Origin of the sequence: Williamsia muralis NBRC 105860 (genome assembly GCF_001598915.1) — a bacterium.
Classification (GTDB): Bacteria; Actinomycetota; Actinomycetes; order Mycobacteriales; family Mycobacteriaceae; genus Williamsia; species Williamsia muralis.
Window position 1 is genome coordinate 447,738 of record NZ_BDAP01000005.1, and the last position, 17,451, is coordinate 465,188.

Below are 17,451 nucleotides of genomic sequence, written 5' to 3' on the forward strand. Positions count from 1 at the left end.
TCGTCCACCGGGTCAACGAGGCCGCGTCTGGCCGTTCCCCCACGCGATCCACTTCGTGGACGTGAGTTCCGGGAGCCCCATCGGTCCACGAGCATGCAACTTCTGTGTGGAGATACCGATCTCGGCGCCGAAGCCGAACTGTTCACCGTCGGTGAATGCGGTGGACGCGTTCACCATCACCGCGGCGGCATCGACGCGGTTGGTGAACTCTTCGGCGGCAGCGAGGTCCGTGGTGACGATGGCCTCGGTGTGGCTGGTGCCGTACCGGTCGATGTGGTCGATCGCCTCGTCGATCCCACCCACGATCTTCACAGCGATGTCGAGGGTGAGGTATTCGTCGGCCCAGTCCTGCTCGGTCGCCGGAACCATGCCCGGTTCGTCCCCGTGGATGGTCACCCCCGAGGTCTGCAAGACCTGGGTCAGTCGCGGCAGGGCGGTCTCCGCGATGGCCCGGTCGACCAACACGGTCTCGGCGGTGTTGCACACGCTCGGCCGGCGGGTCTTGGAGTTGACCACCAGATCCTCGGCCATGTCGAGATCGGCGGCTGCGTGAATGTAGATGTGGCAGTTGCCCGTACCGGTCTCGATGGTCGGCACGGTCGCGTTCTCCACGACTGCTTTGATCAACCCGGCCCCGCCACGTGGGATGACCACATCGACCAGTCCACGAGCCCGGATCAGATGGGTCACACTCGACCGGTCGTCGGACGGGAGCAGTTGGACGGCATCAGCGGGCACACCAGCGGTGGTCAGCGTCTCGCGCAGGATGCGTACCAGCTCTGCGTTCGAACCCGCCGCGGACGACGACCCACGAAGCAGCGCTGCGTTACCCGATTTCAGCGCGATGCCGAATGCGTCGACGGTGACGTTGGGCCGCGCCTCGTACACCATCCCGACGACACCGAGGGGCACCCGGACCTGACGCAACTGCATTCCGTTGGGCAGCGTCTTGCCCTGGACGACGTCGCCGATCGGATCGGGCAGAACGGCGACTTGCCGCAGGCCCTGGGCGATGCCCTCGACGCGGTCGGCGGTCAGACGCAGGCGGTCGATGAGACTGGCCTCCACACCCGCAGCCTCGGCCCGGGCGACATCGCCGGCGTTCGCCGCCAGGATGGCATCGGTCTGGACGAGAAGAGCCTCCGCTGCGTCATGCAGCACCTGGTTCTTCTGGATGGTCGTCAGTCGGGCCAGCATCCTGGACGCGGCTTTCGCCGCGGTCGCCTGGGCACGAACGATCTGTTCGACATCAGCCGCAGTGGTGATGGAAGCACTCATCGGTCCAGGATAAGGGTTCGGGGAGTTCATCCCTGATCGACGTCATCCTGGCGGCCGTCTTGTGCACTGTCGAACGAGCCGTGGCGGCCCGCGCCCCCTGCGAACCGAGAAGCACCGGCCACGGTGTCGCTTGCCAACGACGTCAGTCCGTGCGCGAACTCATTGCTCAGTGCATCTCTCTCTGCCATACCTTCCTGCTCGATCACCGACAGCCGGTCCTGACGTAGACACGTCTGCGGGAAGGCAGCGATCTCGCGCGCGAGATGCTTCGCGGCGTGCACCGCTTCGCCGTGCGGCACCACCCTGTTCACCAAGCCGATGTGATGCGCTTCTGAAGCCGAGACCGCCCGTCCGGTCAGGATGAGATCCATCGCATGCGAGGTGCCGATCAGGCGCGGCAACCGCACGGTGCCGCCGTCGATCAGCGGCACACCCCAGCGGCGACAGAACACGCCGAGCACCGCGTCATCCTCGGCTATGCGCATGTCGGCCCACAAGGCCAGTTCGAGTCCGCCGGCGACCGCGTGTCCGCTGATGGCCGCGATCACCGGTTTGGACAGTTGCATTCGGGTCGGTCCCATCGGGCCGTCGCCATCGGGCTCCACCCGGTTGACCTTGTCTCCCGTCGCGACCGCTTTGAGATCTGCACCGGCGCAAAAGGTTCCACCCTCTCCGTGCAGAACCGCGACCGCGGCGTCGGGATCGGCGTCAAACGCGCGAAAGGCGGCCGCCAGCGCTGCGGCGGTCTCGCCGTCGACGGCGTTGCGCACCTCGGGCCGGTTGATGCCGATCGTGGTGACCGACCCTTCGCGGCGCACCACCACTGTGTTCGTCATGTGTCTCCCTTGGCCGGATGGGTCCGAACGTATCGCCGAAACCGCAGCGGCGACGCCTCTTCGACGCACATGCGCGCCGGACCTACCGGGGGGAAGCGACGTAGTCCGTCGCTCTGGCTGCGGACCGGCGTGCCGCCGACTGCAGATCCGATCCCGCGGCCAGGTATGCAGCAAGAGAACCGACGAAGTGGTCACCGGCTCCCGTTGTGTCATGTGCGTGCACCTTCTCGACGTCGAATGTCTCGACCGAGCCGCCCGTGGCAACCACCACCCCGCGGGCGCCGAGAGTGATGACCACCGACCGCGCCACCTCCAGCAGTCGCCGGGCCATGTCACCGGGATCAGTGAGCAGTCGGTCGCCGCAGTAATACTCGGCCTCCACCGCGTTGACCACCAACGGGTCGGCCACGCTCAAGATGTTGTCGTCCAGCGGGGCGACCGGGCTGGGGTTGAGGATGAAACGGCAGTCGCCTGCTTCGGCCCATCCCACCACGGCCGCCGTCACCGATCGTGGTGATTCCAGTTGCGTCAGAACCACTTTTGGGGCGAGAGCGTCGAGCGCAGCGGTGACATGGTCCGCCGAGACCTGATCATTGGCACCGGAGATGACGATGATGCTGTTGTCGCCATCGGCATCGACCTCGATGACGGCGCGGCCACTGGCGCCGGCCACCTCGACGACGTGGCGGGTGTCCACGCCGGCGGCATCCTGGTGCCGGCGCATCGTTGTACCCGCGGCGTCGTCGCCCACTGCACCGATCAGGGCGGTGGGGCCGATGTCTGCCGCCGCGAGAGCCTGATTCGCTCCTTTACCGCCGGGTCGTTCGACGTAGCTCGTGCCCATCACCGTCTCGCCGACCCGTGGCCGGCGGTCGGTGCGGACGACGAGGTCCAGATTCAACGTGCCGACCACTGCGACCAGTGGCGAGCCGACGTCCGATGCTGTTGCTGTCTCGGGACTACGCATGTCTGCGATTGTCCCCCGACGACCGCGCCGTTGTCGCCGTCCTGATCCAAGGCGGAAAGTCAGGCACTCTCGACCAGCATCTCGGCCCGATCGGCGGACGCATTCAACAGGTTGTCAGGGCCTTTCGGAGCACGGGATACGACGCGCGGTCGAGATACAGCCCGTACGCTCGCACCACCCTGACGAACTGGGTTGCATACTGACAGTGGAAGGCCGCGTTGGCGGGCATCCATCGCGAGGGTTGCTTGTCGCTCTTGTCCTGGTTCGCTTCCCCGTCGACCGCCACCAGGTTCGCCGGATCGTTCGCAAACCGTTGTCTCACAATGGCATTCCAACGACGCGCACCCATCGACCATGCGTAGGCCAACGGCACGATGTGGTCGATCTGCACCTTGGCGCCGGACCCTTTGCCCCGCCGGAAGACAATCCAGCGCCCGCTGTACGGGCTCTGCAGTTCACCGGAGGCCACCGCTCGCGGACAACTGTCGATGGCCGTGAACACCTTGTCGCGCAGGTCCCGATCGAGGATGTCGTTGCGGGTGTCGCATCCGTTGCCGGCTCCGCGCGCATCGGTACCGTCGGTCCACGCCTCGCCGAAGGAGCTGCGTTCGTAGTCGGTCGATTTCGGGCGCTCCGCGAGTGCCGGGATCAACGCCAAGTCGGCCAGAACCGCTCGGGCATCGGTGGACGCGATGGGCGGATCCACCCCGGTGAACCCGTCGCTCGCCGCGAACACGGCCGCCATCGCGAAAGCGAACAGCGCCACCCACCACTTAAGGGCAACGGTACCGCCGTCACGACTTGTCCAGATAGGCCAATCGGACGGGCCCGAGGATCGAGTCGACGAGACCCGCCATCGGCTTGTGGTCGACGAGCGTGAGGTCGCGGCCCACCACTTCGTCGGCCAGCGCGCGGGTGTCCTCGATGAGGTCGCCGTCGGTGAGGAGAGAGAGGAACTTGAGCGACGAGGTCTGCCCCGATTGGAGGGAGCCAAGCAGATCACCTTCCCTCCGCTGCGCAAGGTCGACGATCGACAACGCGAATCCGTCATTGGACTCCGCGACAGCCCGTAACCGTTCCATCGCCGGCGACATCTCCGCCGCACCGGTCACCAGCAGACACAATCCGGGCAGACCACCACGGCCGACGCGGCCCCGCAATTGGTGCAGTTGGCTGACCCCGAAACGCTCGGCGTCCACGATCACCATGGTGGTCGCATTGGGCACGTCCACTCCCACCTCGATCACCGTTGTCGACACCAAGATGTCGATGTCCCCTGCGGTGAAGTCGGCCATCAGCAGGGCCTTCTCGTCCGCGGGCAGTCGACCGTGCAGGAGGCCGAGGCGATGACCACCCAACGGCCCTTCGCTCAGCGTCGTGAACATGTCGACCGCGGACGTGGCCGGTTCGGCTGCGGCTTCGGCGCCTTTGCGCTCCGACTTCTGCCCGGCCGCAGTCCCGTCGTCGCCGATCCGGGCGCACACCACGTACACCTGTCGACCGGCCTCGACCTCCTCGTTCACCCGCTCCCAGACACGCTGGACCCACTTCGGATTCCCACGCGGGACCACACTCGTGGTGATGGGTTGACGACCACGCGGCAACTCTCGGAGCGTGGAGGTCTCGAGGTCTCCGAACACGGTCATGGCCACAGTCCGCGGGATGGGCGTCGCGGTCATCACCAGCAGATGCGGGACGATTCCGTCGCGTCCACGGGACCGCAACGTATCGCGCTGTTCCACACCGAATCTGTGCTGCTCGTCGACCACGACAAAACCGAGGTTGAAGAAGTCGACGTGTTCCTGGAGGAGCGCGTGGGTGCCGATCAAGATGCCCACCTGGCCGGTGACGGTTTCCAGAAGCGCGGTGCGTTTGGCCGCCGTCTTCATGGATCCGGTGATCAGCGCGATCCGGGTGGCTCCCTCCTCACCGTCGAGCTCACCTTCGCGCGCGAGTCCTCCGAGCATCGCCTCGAGCGTCCGGAGATGCTGAGCGGCAAGGACTTCCGTCGGAGCCAGTAGCGCGCACTGGTAGCCGTTGTCGATCACCCTCAGCATCACCAGCAGCGCCACCAGGGTTTTGCCCGACCCGACCTCTCCCTGCAGCAGCCTGCTCATCGGCGCGACGCTGGACTGATCGGCCGCGGTGATCGGGGCTGCGAGGTCGGCGCTGATCTCGTCGATCACGGCCGCCTGACCTTCGGTCAGAGTGAAGGGCAGCCGCGCGATCATCTTGTCCTCGAGGCCACCGGGTACGTGCCGACAGACAGGGCCGGCCGCACCGCGGTCGACGTGGCGTCGCTGCGCCAATGCCAGTTGCAACGCGAGCGCCTCGTCGAACTTGAGCCGGGCACGCGCCTGGTCGATGTCGTTCTGCCCCTCGGGCACGTGAATCTTGCGAAGCGCCTCGTCGGCACCGATCAACCCGCGGGCGAGCCGCTCGGTGTCGGGCAACGGGTCTTCGATCGGATCGAGTTGGCCGAGAACGGCGCGCACGCACTGCCAGATGGTCCACGCCTGCAACTTGGCCGTGCCCCGGTACACGGGGATCACATCGCGCAGGAACTCGGAGAAATCGATCGACCCATCTTTTTCTCCGCCGCCGTCTCCTGCGTCCACCGCAAGCGCTTTGGCGATCCCCGCCATCACCGCCGACCCCACCGCATCGTCGGCCTCGATCGAGGTGCCGTCCTCTGGCAGCAGCAGCCAGTTCGGGTGTGTGAGCTGTAGTTCGTTGCGGAAGTACTTGACCTCGCCGGCCATCATCACCCGCGTCCCCTTGGGGAGCTTCGCGGCGATCCACGGCGAGTTGAAGAAGGTGACAGCGATCCGGACGTTCCCGTCGAAGACAACGAGTTTGACCATCTTTCGGCGAGAATTGCGGATCGGGATCGTCTTGTTCTCCTCGACCCGGGCCACCACGGTGAGGCGCTCACCGGGTTCGGGTTTGCGTTCGCCCGAGAGATCACCTTGTTTGACGTAGCGGTCGGGAACGTAGCGTAGGAGCTCACCGACGGTCTGCACCTTGATCTGTTCCTCGAGCATGTCGGCTGCTTTGGCGCCGAGCACCGTCTCGAGCGAGTCGGACAGCGAAACCACTAGCGTGCCATGCCTATTCGACTCCGACCTGCAAGAGCTCGCCGACCTGGCCGCCGGGGTAGCTGACGAACTCGACCCCGGGGTGGTTGGTGTTCACGTGGTGCTCGAGCTGCTCCAGAACCCCTGGATCGAGGTTGCGGCCCGCGAGCACGCTGACCATCTCGCCACCTGTACTGAGCAGCAGATCGATCAGACCTGTCGCAGCGCCGAGGATCTCCCTGTCGATCACCAGGACTCCGTCGCCGATGAGTCCGAGATGGTCACCCGGCCGACAGGTTCCGGCAAAGGTCAGGGCCGTCTCGGTGGCCACCACCACCGCGCCGAAACGCGTTGCAGCGGCTGCTTCAGCCATCGCGTAGGCGTCGTCGTCGGCCAGTTCGGTCGGGTCGTGGACTGCCATCGCCGACAGACTCTGCACCATCGATCCACCCGGGAGGATGACCACCGAGCGCTCCCGCGAGCGGGCAGCGGCAGCAACGGCGACGAGTTCCTGAGCTGGCAATGCCCCGTTGCCCATCAACACCACATGTGCACTGTCGACCTCGATGATCGCCTTGGCCAACGCATCCGCATCCAGTTCACCGGCACCGTCGGTGTCAGCGCGGACCACCACGGCCCCCTCCTGTTCGAACAACTCGGCGGCCTCGTCGCCGGTGACGACGGCGACGACGGCGCGTTTACGTTTGGGAAGGTGTCCGGAGTCGTCGTCCTGGCCTCGATGGGCATCGAGCAAAAAGCAGCTGATCCGGATGTCGGAGACCCTTCCCAGGGCAAGTCCCGCCTCGATCGCCGCACCCGGTTCACAGGTGTGCACGTGAATCGAGAATCGTTCACCTGCTTCGTCATCGGCGCTGTCGCCGACGATCACCACCGCATCACCGAGACCGTCCAGGTCGCGCCGCAACGTCGAGATCTGCTCTGCGGCAGCGCCTTCGAGGAGGTACATCACCTCGAAGTCCATCTCATCGTCGCTCTCGCACGTCTCGCCGATCTGGTGTCCGATGCGGTCACCGCCACCGGCAAGCGCGCCCTGATAACGACGGCGGCGTGCAGATACACCGGTGAGTACCTTGACCAGTTCGTCGAAGATCACGAGCAGACCGCGTCCACCGGCGTCGACCACCCCGGCCTGAGCCAGCACGTCGAGTTGGCCGGTGGTGAGGTCGAGATCCTCCGCGCAGCCGTCGGCGATCGCCCTGGCGAGGTCGGCAGGCGTCGCCTCGATGTGTTCGGCGGCATTGTGCGCCGCACGCCGCAGCAACGTGAGGACGGTGCCTTCACGCGGCTGGCTCACCGCTCGCGTGGCGGCCAGCGATCCGAGACGCAGACCCGCGACCCACAATTGGTTGAAGGAGACACGGCCACCGATGGAGTTGACCTCGGCAGCGTCGGCCAATCCGACGAGGACCTGCGAGAGAATGATGCCCGAGTTACCCCGCGCCTTGCCCACGGCACCATCGGCCATCGCCCTGGCGACCGTCGCCGTATCGGCGTCGGCCTGTACCTCACCCACTGCGTCGGCTGCCGCCATCATCGTGTGCAGCATGTTGCTGCCGGTGTCCGAATCCGGGATGGGGAAGACGTTGAGGTCGTTGATCTCGGCGCGGACGGCGCCGAGCCCTGCCACCGCACCCTCGATCCAGTCGCGCAACAACCCGGGATCCATGGCGGGTACACCAACCTGCTCCGCCAATGTCCGCACCTCCCCTCATGTGGTCTGTTCCACAGACTAATCTGAGGGGACGACCAACCGGACCCGGCCGTATCAGCGGGACGGGGACGTGAGGCTATTTGGATCGCGGCCCACCGAGCCGCTATCCTTGCAGGGTTGCCTATCGGACGCCGGCGTCACGCCGAACACCGAGGGGCCATGACCACCAGTTTCTCACTAAGGAGTTCGACGATGGCTGCCGTCTGCGACGTATGCGCCAAGGGCCCCGGCTTCGGTAAGTCGGTCTCTCACTCACACCGGCGTACCAACCGGCGCTGGAACCCGAACATCCAGACTGTTCGGGCCCAGATCGCTCCCGGAAACCGCAAGCGCCTGAATGTTTGCACCTCATGCCTGAAGGCCGGCAAGGTCGTCCGGGGCTGACCCCGTGACCGACACACGGCCGGAGTCGGCCGTCGAGTCCGATTCCGTCCAGCTCAGCGACGATGGCGTTCTGCGGATCGCCGTCGCGTCTGACAAAGCGGGCAACTCCCTGGACCGCGGTTATTTCAACCGCGGCACCGAGGTCTTGCTCCAGGTGGCGCGTGGCGAGATCAAAGCCGGTGCCATTCTTCTGATCGGTACCGGAGCCAACTTCTGCGCGGGCGGCAACGTTCGCGACTTCGCGGCTGCCGACGACCGACCTGAATTCCTCGGTGGTCTCGCCGGTGACTTCCACCACTTCATCCGAGCTCTCGTCGGAGCGGATCTCCCGATCGTCGCAGCGGTGCACGGTTGGGCCGCCGGCGCGGGGATGAGTTTGGTGACGCACAGCGATGTCGCCATCGGTGGCACATCCACCAAGATGCGTCCGGCCTACATCGGGATCGGTCTCAGTCCGGACGGCGGCCTCACGTGGTCGCTCCCCCGGGTTGTCGGAGCCGCCCGCGCCCGCGACATCATCTTGACCAACCGGATCGTGGACGCGGCCGGTGCACTCGAACTGGGTTTGCTCTCACGCATCGTCGAGGACGACGAGGTTCTGGCGACCGCAGAAGCCGCTGCATCCGCGATCGCGGCCGGTCCGTGGCGAGCGTTGTCCGCCACCCGGGAACTTCTCACGAACTCCCCGACATCCACGCTGAGCGATCAGCTCGATGCCGAGGCCGCATCGATATCGGCACTGTCCGGCCAGCCCGACGGAGTCGAAGGCGTCGACGCGTTCGTCGGCAAACGCAAGCCGGACTTCTCTTCCATCAACGGCAAGTAGTCGCCGGTACCGGACTTGCTGTGACGCCGCTGTTCACGGCAGGCGCCAGTCCACCTCATCGGCGCCCTGTTCGGCGAGCGCTGCATTGGCACGCGAGAACGGCTTCGACCCGAAGAATCCGCGACTTGCCGACAGCGGCGACGGATGGGGAGACGTGATCGTCGCGACCCCGGGCAACCAGGGCGCAAGTGATGCGGCATCTTTCCCCCACAGAATCGCGACCAACGGCCGATCTCGGGCCGCCAAGGCCTTGATGGCGCACTCGGTGACTGCCTCCCACCCCTTGCCGCGATGACTCGCCGGGGTTCCGGGCAAGACCGTGAGAACCCGATTGAGCAGCAGTACCCCTTGATCCGCCCAGGGCGTCAGGTCCCCGTTCGACGGTCGCGGAAATCCGAGATCGGAACCGTACTCGGTGAAGATGTTCCCCAGGCTGCGAGGAACCGGTCTCACCTCCGGTGCCACCGAAAAGCTCAGTCCGACAGCATGTCCGGGCGTCGGGTAGGGATCTTGGCCCACCACGAGAACTCTCACCTCGTCGAAGGGACGGGTGAACGCGCGCAAGACGTTGGGCCCCGACGGCAGATACGTTCGCCCTGCGGCCAACTCGGCACGCAGGAACTCGCCCATCCGCGCGACATCGTCGGCCACCGGTTCGAGGGCTTTTGCCCAGCCCGCGTCCACGAGTTCGGACAGTGGTCGCCCGTCGGACATATCGCTCCTCACCGTGGGAAAGTGCCGATCACCTAGTCGAGCCGCCTCAGGGCGGTTCGATAGTAGGCGGCATTGTTGGCATACAGATCGACGTTCAGGTCGATGTGACCTTCCGGAACCTGGTAGCCCTGACGTATCTTCGCCGGAACACCGAGCGCCATCGAACGGTCGGGCACCTCGAACTTGAACGGCACCACCGCCCCGGCACCGACAATGGAACCGGCTCCGATCCGAGACCCGTTGAGTACCACCGACCCTGAGGCGATCAGGCAGTTGTCGCCGATCACGGCTCCCTCGATGTGCGCGTTGTGCCCGATGGTGCACCGCGCCCCGATCACCGTCGCGTCCACGAGTGTGCAGTGGATGACGGTGCCGTCCTGGATGTTTGTCCGCTCGCCGACGGTGATGGTTCCGTAGTCGCCCCGAAGCACGGCACCGGGCCATACCGAGACCCCCGCCTCGAGCGTGACGGCTCCGATCACCACCGCGTCGTGATGGATGTAGACCCCTTCGCCCAGTTGCGGTTCTCGGTCATCGAGTGCGTAGATCGCCATGGCAGTCACAGTATCGCGGGCGCCCCGGCGGTCGACCGCAGCGGTCAGAATGTCCGCCAGCCGCTATCGAGGTCGGACACATCCAAGCCCGAGACCACCACCGACGGGCCGCTTTCAGCCGCATGCACCGACCCGATCGCGGTCCACCCCGTCGGCAGCTCACCGGGCGCGAAGGCAGCCAAGAGCTCATGGTCTTCCCCACCGGCCACGGCCCAGCGGACCGGGTCGACACCCAGCTCGACTGCTGCCGCGGCGAGGTCGGGGGGCACCGGAATGGCAGCGGGGTCCACCCGAAGCGACAGACCCGACATCCTTGCCATCGTTCGCAGTTCACTCGACAAGCCGTCCGAGATGTCGGTCATCGCGTGCACGCCCGACTCCGCCGCGGCCAGGGCCAGCTGCAGGTGCGGCCTCGGAACGCAGTGGGCGGCAACAAGATCGGCAAAGTCATCGACGCCCGCCAGCAGGAGAGCAAGGCCCGCGGCGGATCCACCGAGCGGGCCCGATACGGCGAGAACGTCGCCGGCTACCGGTGTGGAGAGTCGAACCGGTGCGCGGTCGTCCATCGCGCCGATCGCCGTCACCGCGATCACCAGTTGATCGCCCGCGGTGAGATCGCCACCGACGACCTGCGCCCCGTACCGCGCTGCGGCCTCACGCATTCCGTCACGGACACCGACCAGTGTTGTGGTGGGGGTTCGATCCGGGCACGTCAGCGACACCACAAAACCGGTGACCCTGGCGCCCATCGACATCACGTCGGCGGCATTGGCCACCACCGCTTTGGCGCCCACCTGACGTGGCGTGCTCCAGTCGAGTCGAAAGTGCTGTCCGTCGACGAGTGCATCGGTGCTCACCACCACCGGTCCGCTGCCGACGAGAACCGCGGCGTCATCACCCGGGCCCACGATCACCCCATCTGCAGGAGCGGAGTCGTTCTGTGCGGTGAACAACGCGATCAGCTCGTGCTCACCGACGTCGCCGACCGTGCGGACGGGATCGCTGGACAGGTTCCCTCACCGCCCCTCTGTTCATCTCGAGTCTGTTGATTGGCCTCTGAGCACCGTTGTCGGTGAGAATATGTGCCAGTGTATTTGGGTCAGCCACCGGTTGATCGCAGTCGCCAGCGAAAGGAACGCCGTGGTTCAGGCATACATACTGATCCAGACCGAGGTCGGAAAGGCCGCCGTGGCAGCGGCCACCATCTCGGAGATCGACGGCGTCGCCTCGTCGGAGGAGGTCAGCGGCCCTTACGACGTCATCGTGCGCGTGGATGCGACCGATGGGACGCACCTCACCGAAGCGGTGGTACCGAAGATCCAGCAGGTCGAAGGAATCACCCGGACGTTGACCTGCCCGGTGGTGACCGGTACGCCGAGGCAGGGGTGAGCGACTCGTCGACGCGCCGGCTCAGTCCGGCCGTGATCGCCAGCATCGTAGCGATCCCGGTCATGGTGATCGTGGGGTTCATCACCTATGCAGTGGTCGGCACAGACGGTGCAACCTCCGACGACACCCCGCTGAAGACGATGGCAGCGCCCGAACGGGACTCTCCGGAGTGCGCGAAACTCATTGCCGCCCTTCCCGAGAGTTTTGAGGGATTCGGTAAGCGAGAGACCGCTGCGGACGGCCTGGTGACCTGGGCGCCGGGCGACCAGGTGGCCGGACCCGTCCAGGTGCGTTGCGGAGTCGATCGGCCCGAATCGCTCTCGCCGACCTCTGGTTTGCAGGTCGTCGATCCGGTGCAGTGGTTCTCGGTGTCGGCGACAACCGAGGCCAAGGGCTTCCTCTGGTACGCCGTCGACCATCGGCCCTATGTGGCCATCTGGCTACCCGAGAACGTCGGAAATGGCCCCATTCAACAGGTTTCGCAACTGATCGACCAGAATCTCACGAGCGCACCCATCGATCTGGGCGGCTGAGGACGTCACGTCACTCGGGCTTGGTCCGCCGGCCGAGCAGTGAATAGATGGCCTCGGTGACCGTGAGGCCTTCGTGGCAGACCTGGTGAACCGCCTCGGTCAAAGGCATGTCCACACCGTGTTTCTCGGCCAGTGCCCGTACCGACGTGCACGACTTCACACCCTCGGCGACCTGACCGTTGGTGGCTTCTTGAGCCTCTGCCAGAGTCTTACCCTCCCCCAATCTGCTGCCGAATGTGCGATTGCGCGACAGCGGCGAGGAGCATGTGGCGACGAGATCACCGACCCCGGCCAGCCCGGCGAGTGTTTCCGGTCTCGCCCCCAGCGCGACCCCCAAGCGGATTGTCTCGGCCAGACCGCGAGTGATGATGGATGCCAGGGTGTTCTCCCCGAGGCCGACACCGGACGCCATCCCACATGCGAGCGCGATGACGTTCTTGACCGCGCCCCCGATCTCGCAGCCGACCACATCCGTGTTGGTGTACGGCCGAAAATATCTCGTACTGCACGCCTTCTGGATGTCGCGCGCCCGGGACTCGTCCTCACACGCGACCACGGTCGCGGCGGGTTGGCCGACTGCGATCTCGCCGGCGAGATTGGGCCCCGACAGCACCGCGACGCGATCTGAGGCGGCACCGGTCACCTCGGCGATCACTTCGCTCATCCGCAGCAGCGTCCCGGTTTCTACGCCTTTGGACAACGACATCAGGGTTGCGATGTCGGCGAGGTGCGGCAGCCAGGTCTGCATACTCGCGCGCAGCGACTGGGAGGGCACGGCACAGACCACCAGGTCTGCACCCGCGAGAACCTCGGCGAGGTCGGCGCTGGCGCGCAGGCCCTCGGGCAGAGGTACCTGTGGCAGATAGTCGGGGTTGGTGTGGGTGCGGTTGATGGCGTCCGCCAGTTCGGGCCTCCTCGACCACAAGACCGTCGGGGTGCCCGCGTCGACCAACACCTTGGCCATCGCAGTGCCCCACGAACCCGAGCCCATCACGACCGCCTGCATCACGCCACCACCTTCTCCATCGTTCTCTGCCGTCCGACTGTGTCGACATCCGCTGCCCGGACCGACCCGATTCTCTCGAACGGTCCAAGACTAGAGGCCACGGAGGTGGTGGGGTGCCTTTTCCCCCCGCGACCACCGGCGACCATGATGGAGGTCATGGATACGCGATCGATCGCAGTCGTCATCGCGGTCAAAGAGCTGAGCGCAGCCAAGACACGGCTGTCGCCGGGCGTCGACGGCAACGCCCGACGCCAACTGGTGCTGGCCATGCTGACCGACACCCTCGCAGCGGTGCGAGCCGCGGGACTCGATCAGGTGGTGGTGGTCAGTCCCGACACATCGGTGGCCGAGGCCGCGCAGGCGAGTGGCGCTCGCACTGTGGTGGACCGCGGCGACGTGCTCAACGGCGATGTTCTCAACGCGGCGTTCGCGATCGGCATCGACCACGCTCTGTCGTTGTGGCCGGGCAGTCGAATCATGGTGCTGCAGGCCGATCTCCCCGCGGTGAGGCCCGAGTCGCTCACGGCTGCCATCGACCGGTCCTCGGATCTGGAGCGGGCGTTCATCGCCGACCATTCGGGCACCGGTACCACCGCGCTCTTCCTGAACGCAGCCGATCTCAGCGCCGCCGACACCCTTCGGTTCGGGGCCCATTCGGCCCGAGAACATCGTCGCCGGGGTGCGGTCGAACTCACCGAGGACTCCGGTCGCTGGCCGGACCTGAGGATCGACGTCGACACCGTCGAGGATTTGCTGACCGCACGGCGCCTTGGCCTGGGAACTTCCACCAGTGCCGTTCTCGAACGCTTGCAATTGGATGAACAAACCTGATCTCCCGGTGTCGGGGCCCCGACAGATAGGCCATGATGGTCTGGTGAGCACAGCCGAATCAACGACCCCCGCTCCCCGGCCGCGATCGTCGATGCCGGCCGCCCCGCCGGCAGCCACCGCCGCCCCCACCGCCACAGCGGACCTTCCCGAAGATCGTTACCTGAACCGGGAACTGAGTTGGCTCGACTTCAACGCCCGGGTTCTGGCGCTGGCAGAAGACACCTCGCTGCCCTTGCTCGAAAGGGCAAAGTTCTTGGCCATCTTCGCCTCGAACCTCGACGAGTTCTTCATGGTGCGTGTCGCCGGGCTCAAGCGCAGACACGAAACCGGCCTGTCGGTACGGTCGGCCGACGGGCTGTCACCGCGCGAGCAGCTCGCACTCATCGCACAGCGCACACAGGTGCTGGCCGAACGCCATGCCCGGGTCTTCCTCGACTCGGTCCGCAAGGCCCTGGCGGACAACAACATTCACGTCATCACCTGGGACCAGTTGACTGACGACGAGCGCCGCCGGATGGCCGAGTACTTCCACGAAGAGGTCTTCCCGGTTCTGACCCCACTCGCGGTCGACCCGGCGCACCCGTTCCCGTACATCTCCGGCCTCAGCCTCAATCTGGCGGTGACCGTCAAGGACGTCACCGAAGGTGGCGAACATTTCGCGCGCGTCAAGGTGCCCGACAACGTCGACCGCTTCGTTCAGGTCGATCGGTTCATGCCGCCGGAATTCCGGCAGAACTACGCGAAAACCGCCGACACCCCGGCGAAAACGGTTCTGCTGCCGCTGGAGTATCTGATCGCAGCTCACCTCGATCAGCTGTTCCCCGGGATGGAGATCGTCGAGCACCACGCTTTCCGCATCACTCGCAACGCGGATTTCGAGGTGGAGGAAGACCGCGACGAGGATCTCCTGCAGGCACTCGAACGAGAACTGGCGCGGCGACGTTTCGGTTCGCCGGTCCGCCTCGAGGTCGCCGACGACATGACCGAGCACATGCTCGAACTGTTGCTGCGTGAGCTCGACGTCGACCCGGCAGACGTCATCGAAGTTCCCGGGCTGCTCGACCTGTCGAGTCTGTTCCAGGTGGCCGCTGTGGACCGCCCGGCTCTCAAGGACCCGCCGTTCGTCCCGGCCACCCACCCGGCTTTCGGTGAGCGCGAAACACCCAAGAGCATCTTCTCGACCCTGCGTGACGGCGACGTCCTGGTCCATCACCCGTACGACTCCTTCTCCACGAGTGTGCAGCGGTTCCTCGAGCAGGCCGCGGCAGATCCCCAGGTGCTGGCGATCAAGCAGACGCTGTACCGCACCTCGGGCGACTCCCCGATCGTGAACGCATTGATCGACGCCGCCGAGGCCGGCAAACAGGTTGTCGCGCTTGTGGAGATCAAGGCCCGCTTCGACGAGCAGGCCAACATCAAGTGGGCCCGGCAACTCGAGCAGGCCGGCGTGCACGTCGTCTACGGACTCGTCGGGCTCAAGACACACTGCAAGACATGTCTCGTCGTGCGCCGTGAAGGGTCCACCATCCGCCGGTACTGCCACATCGGAACGGGTAACTACAATCCGAAAACCGCGCGGCTCTACGAAGACGTGGGCCTGTTCACCGCGGCCCGGGACATCGGTGCCGACCTGACCGATCTGTTCAACACCCTCACGGGCTACTCACGGAAGGTGGCCTACCGCAACCTGTTGGTCGCCCCGCACGGAGTGCGGGCGGGCATCATCGACCGGATCCTCGGAGAATGTGAACGGCGTCAGGCCGGTCACACCGATGCTCGGATCCGGTTGAAGATGAACGCTCTGGTTGACGAGCAGGTCATCGACGCCCTGTACCGGGCGTCGCAGGCCGGTGTTCCTGTGGAGGTCGTGGTGCGTGGGATCTGTGCGCTCCGGCCGGGCGTTCCGGGTATGAGCGAGAACATCACCGTCCGCTCAATACTCGGACAGTTCCTGGAGCACTCACGGGTTCTGCATTTCCAGTCTCTCGACGAGTTCTGGATCGGCAGCGCCGACATGATGCACCGCAATCTCGACCGCCGCGTGGAAGTGATGGCGCAGGTGCGCGATCCACGACTGACCCGCGAACTCGACGACGTCTTCAATTCGGCGATGGACCCGACCACCCGCAGTTGGGTGCTCGGCGAGGACGGCGGCTGGACGGCGTCGCCTGCCGCGGGTGAAGAGGTACGTGATCATCAGCGCCAGATGATGCGTCGCAACCGTAGCCGGGCCGACCTGATCCAGTGAGCAAAGGGGCAGACGGCAAGAACACTGTTGTCTATGCGGCCGGCGGAGTCGTGTGGCGCGAGAACTCCGCCGGTGACGTCGAAGTCGTGATCGTCCACCGCCCGCGGTACGACGACTGGACGCTGCCCAAGGGCAAGGTCGAGCCGGGCGAGACGTTGATCAGCACCGCGGTACGGGAGATCAAAGAAGAGACCGGTTACGACGTCCGTCTGGTACGGCACCTACGCATGGTCAGCTACGACCTACGTGGACCCGGTCGCAAGCACGTGCACTACTGGTCCGCCGAAGCGGTCGGCGGCAGCTTTACACCCAACCACGAGGTTGACGAAATACGTTGGCTGCCAATTGAATCGGCCGCCGAGCAACTTTCCTTCCGACTGGACCAGAAGGTCCTGGCAACTTTCGAACATCTACCAGCACGACTCGATACGGTCCTGCTGGTGCGTCACGCCAAGGCGGGCCGCAAATCTCGGTACCACGGCGATGACCGTCTGCGACCGTTGGAGAAGGTCGGCCGAACCCAGTCCGAGGCATTGCTCGGACAGCTCCTCGCGTTCGGGCCCACGCACGTGCACTCCGCTGACCGCGTCCGGTGCGAGCAGACAGTGGCACCGCTTGCTGATGAGCTGGGTGTGTCGATCATCAGTGAACCCAGCCTGGCCGAGGAAGCGTTCAACGAAGATCCCAAACCGGGGCGACGGCGGATCCGAGAGATCGGTTGCGAGAGCGGGATCCATGTCGTGTGTAGTCAGGGCAAGGTCATCCCGCCGCTGATGAAGTGGTGGTCGGCGCACGACGGTGTGAAGCTGCCGCCCGCGCGAAATCGTAAGGCGAGCGTGTGGGTGCTTTCTTTGTTGGACGGCAAATTGGTTGCTGCCAACCACATCGACAGCCCACTGCCCGGCAACCCCGGCACCTGATCTCAGGACGTCCCGCGTTGCCCTAGCGCAGGGGTGGCCACACAACGCAAAACAAACCCCGGCGGAGGGAAGGTCCGCCGGGGTTTGTTCGGTCTGGTGCTGGTCTGGCTACTTGCTTGTGCGCTTTGCAGCGGTCTTCTTGGCCGGAGCCTTCTT

The 17,451-nt window shown here is 65.6% G+C and carries 17 protein-coding genes; 7 read left to right on the forward strand and 10 right to left on the reverse strand.

Going from position 1 to position 17,451, the window contains the following annotated elements:
* Positions 1-12: 12 nt before the first annotated feature.
* From WIMU1_RS20085 to WIMU1_RS20110, 6 genes are all read right to left on the reverse strand, one after another.
* On the reverse strand, positions 13-1,308 hold the full coding sequence (locus WIMU1_RS20085; RefSeq protein WP_062799769.1) for a glutamate-5-semialdehyde dehydrogenase: 1,296 nt from the start codon (positions 1,306-1,308) through the stop codon (positions 13-15).
* Positions 1,305-2,114, reverse strand: a complete 810-nt coding sequence (locus tag WIMU1_RS20090) for a crotonase/enoyl-CoA hydratase family protein (protein ID WP_062799771.1) — start codon at positions 2,112-2,114, stop codon at positions 1,305-1,307. Before WIMU1_RS20090 ends, WIMU1_RS20085 begins: the two co-directional genes overlap by 4 nt.
* Positions 2,115-2,196: 82 nt before the next feature.
* Positions 2,197-3,081, reverse strand: a complete 885-nt coding sequence (locus tag WIMU1_RS20095; protein ID WP_062799773.1) for a ribokinase — start codon at positions 3,079-3,081, stop codon at positions 2,197-2,199.
* A 103-nt stretch (positions 3,082-3,184) separates the two neighbouring features.
* The gene (locus WIMU1_RS20100; RefSeq protein WP_062799900.1) at positions 3,185-3,826 is read right to left on the reverse strand and encodes an HNH endonuclease family protein; all 642 of its coding nucleotides are present in this window, start codon (positions 3,824-3,826) and stop codon (positions 3,185-3,187) included.
* A 49-nt stretch (positions 3,827-3,875) separates the two neighbouring features.
* Positions 3,876-6,179, reverse strand: a complete 2,304-nt coding sequence (gene recG / locus WIMU1_RS20105) for an ATP-dependent DNA helicase RecG (RefSeq protein WP_084248406.1) — start codon at positions 6,177-6,179, stop codon at positions 3,876-3,878.
* A gap of 13 nt (positions 6,180-6,192) precedes the next feature.
* Positions 6,193-7,845: a DAK2 domain-containing protein gene (locus WIMU1_RS20110; RefSeq protein ID WP_062799776.1), complete on the reverse strand. Its 1,653-nt coding sequence runs from the start codon at positions 7,843-7,845 to the stop codon at positions 6,193-6,195.
* Between the two features lie 237 nt (positions 7,846-8,082).
* Between WIMU1_RS20110 and rpmB the strand changes: the two genes are divergently transcribed.
* Both rpmB and WIMU1_RS20115 read left to right on the forward strand, forming a co-directional pair.
* The gene (gene rpmB, locus WIMU1_RS25875; RefSeq protein ID WP_023954059.1) at positions 8,083-8,274 is read left to right on the forward strand and encodes a 50S ribosomal protein L28; all 192 of its coding nucleotides are present in this window, start codon (positions 8,083-8,085) and stop codon (positions 8,272-8,274) included.
* A gap of 4 nt (positions 8,275-8,278) precedes the next feature.
* Complete coding sequence (locus WIMU1_RS20115) at positions 8,279-9,100, forward strand: enoyl-CoA hydratase/isomerase family protein (protein WP_062799778.1); 822 nt, start codon at positions 8,279-8,281, stop codon at positions 9,098-9,100.
* A gap of 33 nt (positions 9,101-9,133) precedes the next feature.
* Here WIMU1_RS20115 and WIMU1_RS20120 read toward each other — a convergent pair whose 3' ends face one another.
* From WIMU1_RS20120 to WIMU1_RS20130, 3 genes are read right to left on the reverse strand one after another with little or no spacing between them, the layout of a single operon-like run.
* Positions 9,134-9,814 carry a uracil-DNA glycosylase gene (locus WIMU1_RS20120; protein ID WP_062799779.1) on the reverse strand — a complete coding sequence of 227 codons (681 nt, stop codon included), beginning with the start codon at positions 9,812-9,814 and terminating at the stop codon, positions 9,134-9,136.
* A 32-nt stretch (positions 9,815-9,846) separates the two neighbouring features.
* Positions 9,847-10,368 (reverse strand): gamma carbonic anhydrase family protein, encoded by a 522-nt coding sequence (locus tag WIMU1_RS20125; protein ID WP_062799781.1) that lies wholly within the window; start codon positions 10,366-10,368, stop codon positions 9,847-9,849.
* 44 nt (positions 10,369-10,412) lie between these two features.
* The gene (locus WIMU1_RS20130) at positions 10,413-11,378 is read right to left on the reverse strand and encodes a thiamine-phosphate kinase (RefSeq protein WP_062799782.1); all 966 of its coding nucleotides are present in this window, start codon (positions 11,376-11,378) and stop codon (positions 10,413-10,415) included.
* Between the two features lie 70 nt (positions 11,379-11,448).
* Here WIMU1_RS20130 and WIMU1_RS20135 point away from each other — a divergent pair, with 70 nt between their 5' ends.
* Together WIMU1_RS20135 and WIMU1_RS20140 are read left to right on the forward strand one after the other, a co-directional pair.
* Positions 11,449-11,757 carry an Lrp/AsnC ligand binding domain-containing protein gene (locus WIMU1_RS20135; protein ID WP_051406303.1) on the forward strand — a complete coding sequence of 103 codons (309 nt, stop codon included), beginning with the start codon at positions 11,449-11,451 and terminating at the stop codon, positions 11,755-11,757.
* The gene (locus WIMU1_RS20140; protein WP_023954071.1) at positions 11,754-12,290 is read left to right on the forward strand and encodes a DUF3515 domain-containing protein; all 537 of its coding nucleotides are present in this window, start codon (positions 11,754-11,756) and stop codon (positions 12,288-12,290) included. Before WIMU1_RS20135 ends, WIMU1_RS20140 begins: the two co-directional genes overlap by 4 nt.
* Positions 12,291-12,300: 10 nt before the next feature.
* On the opposite strand, the gene WIMU1_RS20145 is transcribed toward WIMU1_RS20140, so the two are convergent.
* Complete coding sequence (locus WIMU1_RS20145) at positions 12,301-13,296, reverse strand: NAD(P)H-dependent glycerol-3-phosphate dehydrogenase (protein ID WP_062799903.1); 996 nt, start codon at positions 13,294-13,296, stop codon at positions 12,301-12,303.
* 156 nt (positions 13,297-13,452) lie between these two features.
* Between WIMU1_RS20145 and cofC the strand changes: the two genes are divergently transcribed.
* The 3 genes from cofC (at position 13,453) to WIMU1_RS20160 (ending at position 17,295) form a co-directional block, all read left to right on the forward strand.
* Positions 13,453-14,127: a 2-phospho-L-lactate guanylyltransferase gene (cofC, locus tag WIMU1_RS20150; protein WP_062799784.1), complete on the forward strand. Its 675-nt coding sequence runs from the start codon at positions 13,453-13,455 to the stop codon at positions 14,125-14,127.
* Positions 14,128-14,218: 91 nt separating this feature from the next.
* Positions 14,219-16,375 carry an RNA degradosome polyphosphate kinase gene (locus WIMU1_RS20155; RefSeq protein WP_120802702.1) on the forward strand — a complete coding sequence of 719 codons (2,157 nt, stop codon included), beginning with the start codon at positions 14,219-14,221 and terminating at the stop codon, positions 16,373-16,375.
* On the forward strand, positions 16,372-17,295 hold the full coding sequence (locus tag WIMU1_RS20160) for an NUDIX hydrolase (protein ID WP_062799788.1): 924 nt from the start codon (positions 16,372-16,374) through the stop codon (positions 17,293-17,295). Before WIMU1_RS20155 ends, WIMU1_RS20160 begins: the two co-directional genes overlap by 4 nt.
* Positions 17,296-17,451: the final 156 nt, after the last annotated feature.

Coding starts and splice junctions, on each gene's coding strand:
- WIMU1_RS20085 (WP_062799769.1), bottom strand. CDS start 1,308: ATGAACTCCCCGAACCCTTATCCTGGACCGATGAGTGCTTCCATCACC.
- WIMU1_RS20090 (WP_062799771.1), bottom strand. CDS start 2,114: ATGACGAACACAGTGGTGGTGCGCCGCGAAGGGTCGGTCACCACGATC.
- WIMU1_RS20095 (WP_062799773.1), bottom strand. CDS start 3,081: ATGCGTAGTCCCGAGACAGCAACAGCATCGGACGTCGGCTCGCCACTG.
- WIMU1_RS20100 (WP_062799900.1), bottom strand. CDS start 3,826: ATGGCGGCCGTGTTCGCGGCGAGCGACGGGTTCACCGGGGTGGATCCG.
- WIMU1_RS20110 (WP_062799776.1), bottom strand. CDS start 7,845: ATGGATCCCGGGTTGTTGCGCGACTGGATCGAGGGTGCGGTGGCAGGG.
- rpmB (WP_023954059.1), top strand. CDS start 8,083: ATGGCTGCCGTCTGCGACGTATGCGCCAAGGGCCCCGGCTTCGGTAAG.
- WIMU1_RS20120 (WP_062799779.1), bottom strand. CDS start 9,814: ATGTCCGACGGGCGACCACTGTCCGAACTCGTGGACGCGGGCTGGGCA.
- WIMU1_RS20125 (WP_062799781.1), bottom strand. CDS start 10,368: ATGGCGATCTACGCACTCGATGACCGAGAACCGCAACTGGGCGAAGGG.
- WIMU1_RS20135 (WP_051406303.1), top strand. CDS start 11,449: ATGTGCCAGTGTATTTGGGTCAGCCACCGGTTGATCGCAGTCGCCAGC.
- WIMU1_RS20145 (WP_062799903.1), bottom strand. CDS start 13,296: ATGCAGGCGGTCGTGATGGGCTCGGGTTCGTGGGGCACTGCGATGGCC.
- cofC (WP_062799784.1), top strand. CDS start 13,453: ATGGATACGCGATCGATCGCAGTCGTCATCGCGGTCAAAGAGCTGAGC.
- WIMU1_RS20155 (WP_120802702.1), top strand. CDS start 14,219: ATGCCGGCCGCCCCGCCGGCAGCCACCGCCGCCCCCACCGCCACAGCG.